At 42.3% G+C, this 9,411-nt stretch carries 11 protein-coding genes; 8 read left to right on the forward strand and 3 right to left on the reverse strand.

Features of this window, described 5'->3' with window-relative positions; translation table 11 throughout:
* The coding region (locus tag HOLDEFILI_RS18930; RefSeq protein ID WP_006060373.1) for an amino acid--tRNA ligase-related protein at positions 1-157 on the forward strand (157 nt) is incomplete at its 5' end.
* 124 nt (positions 158-281) lie between these two features.
* Here HOLDEFILI_RS18930 and HOLDEFILI_RS19880 read toward each other — a convergent pair.
* The gene (locus HOLDEFILI_RS19880) at positions 282-911 is read right to left on the reverse strand and encodes a hypothetical protein (protein WP_167317153.1); all 630 of its coding nucleotides are present in this window, start codon (positions 909-911) and stop codon (positions 282-284) included.
* Positions 912-1,217: 306 nt separating this feature from the next.
* Between HOLDEFILI_RS19880 and HOLDEFILI_RS19885 the strand changes: the two genes are divergently transcribed.
* From HOLDEFILI_RS19885 to murQ, 5 genes are all read left to right on the forward strand, one after another.
* A complete protein-coding gene (locus tag HOLDEFILI_RS19885; RefSeq protein WP_006060375.1) occupies positions 1,218-1,430 on the forward strand; it encodes a hypothetical protein in 213 nt (70 codons plus the stop codon).
* 200 nt (positions 1,431-1,630) lie between these two features.
* Positions 1,631-2,443: a LicD family protein gene (locus tag HOLDEFILI_RS13655; RefSeq protein ID WP_006060376.1), complete on the forward strand. Its 813-nt coding sequence runs from the start codon at positions 1,631-1,633 to the stop codon at positions 2,441-2,443.
* A 15-nt stretch (positions 2,444-2,458) separates the two neighbouring features.
* Complete coding sequence (locus tag HOLDEFILI_RS13660) at positions 2,459-3,763, forward strand: N-acetylmuramoyl-L-alanine amidase (protein ID WP_006060377.1); 1,305 nt, start codon at positions 2,459-2,461, stop codon at positions 3,761-3,763.
* Between the two features lie 113 nt (positions 3,764-3,876).
* Positions 3,877-5,730, forward strand: coding sequence for a ribosomal protection-like ABC-F family protein (gene abc-f / locus HOLDEFILI_RS13665; protein WP_006060378.1), 1,854 nt, complete (start codon positions 3,877-3,879; stop codon positions 5,728-5,730).
* Between the two features lie 69 nt (positions 5,731-5,799).
* Complete coding sequence (murQ, locus tag HOLDEFILI_RS13670; RefSeq protein WP_006060379.1) at positions 5,800-6,696, forward strand: N-acetylmuramic acid 6-phosphate etherase; 897 nt, start codon at positions 5,800-5,802, stop codon at positions 6,694-6,696.
* A 60-nt stretch (positions 6,697-6,756) separates the two neighbouring features.
* Here the strand turns inward: murQ and HOLDEFILI_RS13675 are convergent, their stop codons facing one another.
* The gene (locus HOLDEFILI_RS13675; protein ID WP_006060380.1) at positions 6,757-6,996 is read right to left on the reverse strand and encodes a hypothetical protein; all 240 of its coding nucleotides are present in this window, start codon (positions 6,994-6,996) and stop codon (positions 6,757-6,759) included.
* Positions 6,986-8,233 carry a helix-turn-helix domain-containing protein gene (locus HOLDEFILI_RS13680; protein ID WP_006060381.1) on the reverse strand — a complete coding sequence of 416 codons (1,248 nt, stop codon included), beginning with the start codon at positions 8,231-8,233 and terminating at the stop codon, positions 6,986-6,988. Before HOLDEFILI_RS13680 ends, HOLDEFILI_RS13675 begins: the two co-directional genes overlap by 11 nt.
* 509 nt (positions 8,234-8,742) lie before the next feature.
* Between HOLDEFILI_RS13680 and HOLDEFILI_RS13685 the strand changes: the two genes are divergently transcribed.
* Positions 8,743-9,018 (forward strand): helix-turn-helix domain-containing protein, encoded by a 276-nt coding sequence (locus HOLDEFILI_RS13685; RefSeq protein ID WP_006060382.1) that lies wholly within the window; start codon positions 8,743-8,745, stop codon positions 9,016-9,018.
* 46 nt (positions 9,019-9,064) lie between these two features.
* The gene (locus tag HOLDEFILI_RS13690; RefSeq protein WP_006060383.1) at positions 9,065-9,355 is read left to right on the forward strand and encodes a hypothetical protein; all 291 of its coding nucleotides are present in this window, start codon (positions 9,065-9,067) and stop codon (positions 9,353-9,355) included.
* Positions 9,356-9,411: the final 56 nt, after the last annotated feature.

Raw genomic sequence — 9,411 nt, forward strand, 5'->3', positions numbered from 1 at the left:
GGGACTGCAATGGTATCTGGATCTGCGCCGTTACGGCGGCTGTCAGCACGCGGGTTTTGGGCTTGGCTTTGAACGGTTCATCATGTATGTTACCGGGATGCAGAATATCCGCGACGTGATTCCGTTTGCCCGTACGCCGAAAAACTTATTGTTCTGATTGAGTTTTTCTTCGATCAACCTATCTGCAAATTAAAATAATCTTACTGAAGATTACTCCATGAAAAAGAGTTAAAGATCGTTTGGATTTTTAACTCTTTTCTCTTTATACAATATTTCCAAAGTTAACGATTAAGAACGGTCTGTTTCATTTGAACCTTTTGATTCGCTAAGTCATGGATCTGCCTTTGAAAATCCTCCGGTGTATGAATCGCATCCAAGCTTTGAATAAGGTCCAAAAGCTTTTCTTCGTCAAGTTCGTCAATTTGTTTTTCTTCCCGCTCATTCAGTGCCATTCGCTGTCTTAATACAAGCTTAACCAGCATTTTCTGACCTTCCAATTTACCTTCCTCTTTACCTTTAGCGATTCCTTTTTCATAAACCATCTGTTCATCGCGCTCATCAAACTTTGCCCGCATCCGGGCCAGTGCCAGGTTGGTATCTCTTAAAAAATCCATCTTTTTCTCTTCCATCATTTGAATGATTTCCTCCTTTTCTGATAACTCCTGTATGATTTTTTGTTTCTCTGCAGCGTGACTGAATCGAACCGTGTAGTGTATTTTCTCTGATAACCTCCATTCTTCCACCGGCTTCTTTTTCAGCGCTTCCAGCTTGTCCATCTCCACCCAAAGAATCCGGCACCGTTCATCCGGTAATGGAACTGCCTTTTCTTCTTTAGTATAACGATAATCATGCAGATAACCGTCATTCTTTTGAATTTGCGGGACATGGTTGGTAAGCATGACCTGAATCACTGGATTAAATTCATACGGATCACCGACACAGAGCTGATCGGCAACGATGCGGGACAGATATCCCTGTGAGCGCATTGCCAATGAATCGCCCATCTGATAGTTCTGCATTTCAAGATTGATCACCAGGCTGTTCCCCTGATCATCTTCAGCTTTAATCAGTAAATCAAATCGAATCCCTTTCTCGCCCTGATGATTTTTTACAGGCTCGGTATTCATCATAGAAGTCCGGACAAACCGGCAGAGAAAGAGATCGGATAAATAAGCGATCCGGATCCTTCTGGATAGTTCATCCTCAGAGCCAAAAGTATGGCGGAAGACGTCGTTCTCTCGAAAGTCAATGGTGGCCAAAAGCTGACGAATCTGAACGGAATCCAGACAGAGCGTCAGCGATTGCAGGGGATTGTCGTTATGAAGTTCATTCGTATTTTCCATCGCAATAAAAACCTCCTCTACTTTAATATTGCGGAAAATCAGAAAAAGCCTCATAAAAAACAGAAATTTGTAAAAATACTTTTTTGAGTTTATCTTTCAAATTAATGTTAACTCTTTTGAATCTCAATTTCAAGAATAAACTAAATTAAAATTCCAGATGGGAAATGATCGGAAGGATCTGTCTCTTTATGCTTGGCAGAAGAATTAAATCCTTTAGCTCCGCACAAACTAAAAAAACTTGAGGTTGATCTTCAATTCTCTTATAATAGAGCGTAGGATGTGATGACATGAAAAAATACGTATTAAAAACAGATGAAAACGGCAATGAGATTACCGTGGCCGATGTCCATAAGGTTCTTTTGGAAATGCTTAAAATGATCGACGGGATTTGCCGGAAATACAACATACCGTATTTCCTCAACGGGGGCAGCGCCTTAGGCGCGGTTCGGCATCAGGGCTTTATTCCGTGGGATGATGATGCGGATATCGCCATGCTTTATGAAGACTACAAGCGCTTTATTGTCGCTTTAAAACAGGATCTTCCGGAAGGCTATACCTTTCAATGTTTCGATACGGATAAGCGCTATAATCCGTTAATCCCGGGGATGAAGATCCGGAAAAAAGGAACATATCTGAAAGAAGTCAATACGCTGTTAGCCAACCGCTGTACTGAATGCGACGGTATTTTCATCGATGTCTTTGTTTATGATTACTGCTCGGCAAGCAAAACGATGGATCTGCCGCTGCGAATGTTGAACCAGCTGATTATGCCGTTTATCATTCTCTTTGATAACCTCGGCATGAATCCGTTGTTCCTTAAGCGCTGGTTTGTTTCCAATGCCCGGATGTATGGCAAACTCAATGAAGGAAGCAAGAAGATCGGCTTTGATCTGACCTGGACGTTTAAGAGTCCGCTAAAACCATTTATCTTTGATTATGATGATATCTATCCTGTTCAGTATGTTCCGTTTGAGGATACACAGCTGCCGATCGCGCATCATCCGCACGAATATCTGTGCACGGCGATTGCGCCAAGCTACATGACGCTGCCTCCGGAAGAAGAACAGAAACCGAAACATATCGTCGATATCCGGTTATAAGGAGTTTTGGAAACCATGACAGTGGAACCAAGCTATGTCCCGCGCGGCTCCAAACTGCGCTGGAAATCTTTCCTTTTCATCTTTATCGCCTGCTGCCTGATCGCATACGGGGGGCAATGGCTGTTGAATCAGCGTCAGAAAAAACAAGTCGATACCTATGGTGTTTGCGGATTGAGCAATCAGAAAACACGGCAGCTGTTTGAAAATCAGATCGTTGATGAAGCGCAGCTGTTGTCATTGGGCGATTATCTTTACTATGGAGAAACGCTCAATCTTTATCATGAAACCTATAACCGCAACGGCCAGGATCTTTTTGCCGGGAAGACGGTCATTCTGCGCAATGTATGCAGCGGACTGGATTTTGTTTACATGATGGAAAAAAATGCCGACGGTCAGATTCCTCTGGAAGATCTGGACGAAGGCTTTTATCAAGTTTTCATCATGCAGGATCTGAAAGAAAAACAACTCGTCAGTCATGAAAAACTGCACGATACCTTCTATACGGTTACACGGGAAAATACAAACAAAAAGATCGAGTTAATCGCCGATCAGAATCTTTTCGACAACCCGGATGAAGAACCATTTTTACAAAAAAACTATGTGTTTGTTCAGGTAAGCACCCAACCGCAGCCGGAAGACTGGATCGATGTGATGATCGATCCCGGCGCGATGCACCAGGATAATGGCTATACTGATAAAGGCGTTCATGGAAACGGCTTGTTGGCGTATGAAGAAAATTACAGAATCGCGGTCAAGCTGAAGGATCAGCTTGAAAAACTAGGTTTAAAAGTTGAATTGACACGGGATCTGGACGAAATCGTCAACAGCTACGGTGAAGATGGGCGGCTGGACCGTGCTTATTCTCAACATGCGCGGTATTACATCAATATCGAAATGAAAAGCGCGACAAACGTCAACTTGCGGGGAACAGATATTGTTTATTCTTCATTTTCCTCTAACCGGATGGCTTCTACTGTGCTTAAATCCATTGTCGAAAACACTTCGCTGACGTATGCCCGGGAAGCGACGGGGTCGGCCAGCGGAACAAGCACGGGTGAGGATGGAATGGCGTATGACGGCCAGAAAATTATCCGCGAATCAGGCGGACGAATCCTGGGCGCAGGGACATTCTCTGAGGCTTCCCGTCAGAATCAGGCGTTTGCGGCTGAAAATCGTTGCGGTATGCAGGCGTTAACGATTCAGTATTTGTTCCTAAGCAACAGTGAAGATGTCGCAGCGTGGCAAAATGAGCTGGACAGGATTGCGGAAGCAACGGCTTCCGGATTAGCGAAAGCGATGCGGATCCCGACTGGCAGTTAAACCGGGCAAGCGTAAAGTTTTAGCTGAAATCGAGATAAAAAGGAAAAAAATTCGGTAACCTGCCCATTCAGACGGCAGGTTCCTGTTGTGCATTTAGAAAGGGAGTGACATCCATGCTCTATCAAATCAGCCGCGGAAGTAAAGCCTTCGGCACGGAGACTGTGTTTGAGGACATTCAGTTTGAAATCCGGGGCACTGAAAAAATAGCGGTCGTCGGCCGCAACGGATGTGGAAAATCGACGCTTTTAAAAATTATGACCGGCGAGCTGGAACTGGACAAAGGTGAAATCCATAGTACCTCCGGCACGCGGATCGGTTATTTGGCCCAGACGACCTTTCCGGATGAAACGTTAACGGTCCGGGAGGATCTTGAAAAAGTATTTGAACCCCTGCAGAAATTAAAAGCTCAGCTCGATAAGCTGACAGAACGCATGGCAACGGATTACAGCGAAGCCGTACTGGATCGCTATGCCCAGCTGGAAACGCAGTTTGAGATGGCCGGGGGATATACGTGGCAGTCGGAATTAATGACGGTGTTTACGAAATTCGGCTTTCAGGAAGAAATGTTGGATCGGATAATCAACACATTTTCCGGAGGTCAGAAAACGCGTCTGGCGTTTGTTAAGTTGCTTTTAAGCAAGCCGGACATTCTGCTTCTGGACGAACCGACCAATCATCTGGATTTGGAAACGATCGAATGGCTGGAAGGTTATTTAAAGCGATACAGCCGGGCTGTCGTGCTGGTTTCTCATGACCGGATGTTTCTCGATCACATTGCGGAAGAAGTCTATGAGCTGGAATATGGTTCGATGAAGCATTATACCGGAAACTACACAAGCTTTCAGAACCAGAAGCAGCAGGATTTAATCCGGCAGCAGCAGATGTATAATCGGCAGCAGAAGGAAATTGAACGATTGGAAGGCTTGATCGAACGATTCCGCTACAAGGCGACAAAGGCGGCGATGGCGCAGTCGAAGATCAAAGCGCTGGAACGGATGGAGAAGATCGACGCTCCGCAGAAAAGCGATACCAAGAGTTTTTCCGCTCATTTTGTTCCGCGGTTAAAAGGCGGAAAAACCGTGCTGGAGATCAAAGAGCTTAAGGTCGGCTATGATCGTCCGTTATGTGAAATTTCCCTGGAAATTTTAAGCGGACAGCGGATTGCGGTGCTGGGGCCTAACGGCTGCGGCAAGAGTACATTGATGAAGACGCTGGTCGGCGATCTGCCGGCGCTCGGCGGGGATTATCTGTACGGACATCAGATTGAAACGGGTTATTTTGATCAGCAGCTGGCGCAGTTTTCCTCCGGAAAAACGGTGCTGGAGGAATTGTGGGACGACTATCCGGAATTAGATCGAACACAAATCAGAACTGTACTGGGGCGGTTCCTGTTTACCAGCGACGATGTGTTCAAAACGGTCGACGTCCTTTCCGGTGGGGAAAAGGTTCGGCTGTCCCTGGCGAAATTGATGCTGCGTCAGGCCAATTTCCTGCTTTTAGACGAACCGACCAATCACTTGGATATCGTAGGCAAGGAAGCGTTGGAAGAAGCATTAAACGGATATACCGGAACAATCTTGTTCGTTTCTCATGACCGTTATTTCATTAAGAAAATCGCTACGGCGATTCTGCATATTGATATGCAGGGGAAGGCTGTCTATTATCCTTTCGGCTATGATCAGTTCGATGAGGATCAGCAGGAGAAGGAAAAGGAACTAGCGCTGAAGAAAGACGCGGAGATTCAACGGCAGACCCCGAAGCGCAATCCGAATGCCCGCGAAGCGGCTAAGCTGGAAAAGCAGATTGCGGAAAAGGAAGAACAGCTGGAAGAATTACGCCAAAAGCGGTTTGATCCGGAATACTATCATGATTATCAGAAAATGAACGAACTGGATGAACAGATCGATGATCTGCACAACGAGATTGAGCATTTAATGCAGCGGTGGGAAGAATGTTTGGAGGGATAGAAATCCGGACTTGTCCAAACCCTGTCAAAACGCTATAATAAACATGAGAGAAAAAAAGGAGAACACAACATGTCTGAAGTAAAATTAAATCATTTAACAACCGAACGTCGTAACGAGAAAACCATGAATCTCGATACGCTGTCTACTCACGAATTGCTGGAAATCATGAATGAGGAAGATCATAAGGTTCCTGAAGCGGTCCGGGAAGCGATTCCTGAAATTGAAAAAGCAGTCCAGGCGATCATCAAAGCGCTGCGCAGCGGCGGCCGTCTGATTTATATGGGCGCTGGCACATCCGGCCGTTTAGGCGTTATCGATTCCGCTGAATGCATGCCGACCTTCGGCACAACGTATGAAGTCGTCGGTTTACTGGCGGGCGGACCGGACGCATTCTTAACTGCTGTAGAAGGTGCTGAGGATGATGCGGAATTAGGCAAGCAGGATCTGGTCGATCAGAAACTGACTGAAAAAGACGTTGTCTGCGGCATCGCGGCCAGCGGCAGAACTCCGTATGTTATTGGCGGATTAGATTATGCGCGTTCCATTGGAGCGACCGCGGTTTCTGTTGCCTGCAACAAGAACAGTGAAGTCGGCAAGCATGCGGACGTTGCCATTGAAGTCGATGCGGGACCGGAAGTTTTAACAGGTTCGACACGTCTGAAATCGGGAACTTGCCAGAAATTAATCCTGAACATGTTATCCACGGCTTCGATGGTTGGCTATGGCAAGGTTTACGGCAACCTGATGGTAGACGTCAAGGCTACGAACTTAAAGCTGGTAGAGCGTTCCAAGCGCATCATCATGATGGCAACGGACTGCGATTATGAAACAGCGGCCAAGATGTACGAAGTATCCGGCAATTACCCGAAGGTAGCCATCGTCATGATTCTGACAGGCTGCACTAAAGAAGAAGCGGAAGAACGTCTGAACAACAACGAAGGCTTTGTTCGTCAGGCAATTAAATAAGGAAAAAAGAAACTGTAGCGCTACGGGATAGATCAATGAATCCCAACGCTACAGTTTTTTTTATTTTCGATGTTTTTGGTTCCAGGAACGGTATTCTGCCAGCAGCAGCGCCGATAAAGTTTTCAGATCATAGTCATCGTTGATCAACAAGGATTTCAGAGAATCGCTGCTGGAATTAAACGGATATTTCATACGCAGCGCCATAAGCGGCAAGGGATCCGCCGGATCTTTTTTCAGTTTCTCCTTCAGCTTCCGTAAATCGTTTTCCATCTGGATTCTTAATTCTTCATCATTGCTCATACTGCATACCTCTTTTGTTTAACTCATTTAATTTCTTAAGATATTTAACTTGCTTGACGATGGAGCGGGTTTCATAATACTGAATCAGTTGTTCATATATGAAGATCATGCCTTCTGAACTTCCTTCACGATTTAAATATTTCTCACATGCTTTAAGTTTTGTTTCTATCTCTTTCTCGTTGTTTGGTTTTCTCTGAAGGTTTATTATCTCCAACATATCTTTTATAAATTTATTCTTTGGATATTGTTTACTGTATTTAAGGAATTCATCTAGTTTATCATGTTGATCAGTTTGCAATAGTGTCCAAGCAATTCCATAAAAGATTTCAGGTATATTTTGCCATCCTGGTTTTAGTTGTTTATAGATATTCTGGGCTTTATCATATTGTGTGGCATTAACATAATTATTCCCGGCATTACTTAATATAATATTAATATCTTGATCAGTTAAATATTGAGAATAAGTTTTCAATAATTTTTCATATATTTTTCCTGCTTCTGTGGGATGATTTTCATGAGTATATATTATAGCCTCATGCATTTGTGAAAACGCCGCACGCTTAAAATTGTCATTCTCTTTAAAAAGATTCTCAGCTTTATTATTATATTTGTGAGCTAATGCCAAATGACCTATTTGAATTAAGCATATTGCTGTTTGATAATATAGTAAATCAACAAAATAATTGATGGAATAAGGATTATCAAATAACGTTTGAAAATAATCTAAAGCCTTTGACGGATGGTGTAGATTTTTTTCCAAAATTCCTTGGTATAAAATGAATTGATATATTTGGGTATTATCTAAGCAGTCTATATATTTTTTTAGATATTTCACTTTTTTTGTTTCCTTGTTGTTGCTAAAGGTAACATTATATATGAAACTGGTTAAATTATATTCTAAAAAGAGTATAGAATTATTAAGTAATTCATCTTTGAATTGTAAATCTTTATATAGAGAACATGCTTCTTTATAATCGCAGAAGTATAGTTTTTCTTTAATCAGATCCATTAAAAATCTTTGTTCTTTTAACCATTCTGTGGTTAACGTAGGTAACTTTAATTTATTTGCAATATTTTTATATAATTCTTCAGTAATAGGACGCATTCCTCTTTCCATTTCACTAAAAGAAGAATTAGCCATAGGTAATGATTTTGCAAAAGCTTCTTGCTTCCAATTTAGTTCGATTCGTCTTTTTCTAATTAAAGCTGCTTTTAGTTTACTTTCATCAGTATTCATCGTATCTTTAGCCTTCTTTCGTAAAAAAGAGTTAAAACAACTGAATTTTTACTGCTTTTTATAAGTCATTCACGCCGGATTTTCAAAAGGGCTTTCGTTGTGGTTTATCTCTATGAAATCTATAATTATTACAGACAAACGTTTGTCCTGAAGAAAGGACAGAAAAGATGAAAAAGATTTTAGTTAGTCTGATGCTGATTTTACCGTTGTTGGCAGTTGCACCTACAGCAGCGCCTGTAATGGGAACTTATGGCTTCAGTGTTTTTGGTCCCAATTAAATAGCTAAACTAAGGGCCCTTAGTTTTTAATTCTTCTTAATCTGTTATTTGTTCTTTTATTTATCTTCTTTTAATTTCATTTCAAGTACAGTATCACTTCCAATAATCCAATTTTCCATATTATACCAAAATTGTTCATTTTAATAAACGGTCAAAATAGTCGATTGCTAGTCTTATATGTAAATTTTACGACCGCTATAATGAAATTAATGAAAGCGGGAGAGAGCAGTTATGAGTGAAAATGAACAAATTTTAGATCTGAACTATGCTGTCTATCTGCGAATTCAGGAAGTTATGTCTATTTTAGATATTAAAAGTATTAGTAAACTGGCCGAGATGTCCGGCGTCAATAAATCAACGATCAGTACGCTGAAAACAAAAAAGGATAAAACGGTGACTTTGCAGACAATTCGCTTGATCTGTAAAGCTGTTGGGATGACGCTCGCGGAGTTTTTCGATTCACCGCTGTTTCCAAATGATAAAGAGAAACTCTTGATCGAGGGATAATTCCTTCGATTTTTTCATATAGTGGAAGTGAAAGAGGGATGGAAACATGGATGAAATGATGGAACTCATGCATCAATTATTACTTGGCAACGGAATTTTAATCGCAGGCTGCGTTTATGTCTGTGCAGAATTACTTAAATCATTTTTACCGCGGATGAACAGTACCTGGATTCCTCTGATCGGCGCGATACTGGGCGTGGTGCTGGGATTGATCATTCCCGATTTTTCAGTAGGGCAGGGAATGTTGGTAAAAGCGATCAGCGGTCTATGTTTGGGGTGGGCTGCGACCGGTGCTTTTGAATCCATGAAGTGTATTAAAAACCGTCAGCGTAGTTAAACTATTAGTATGAACTGATAGATAAGAGGGGAACTGAAAGCAGTTCTCTTTTTGCT

The organism is Holdemania filiformis DSM 12042, assembly GCF_000157995.1.
GTDB classification, from domain to species: domain Bacteria; phylum Bacillota_I; class Bacilli_A; order Erysipelotrichales; family Erysipelotrichaceae; genus Holdemania; species Holdemania filiformis.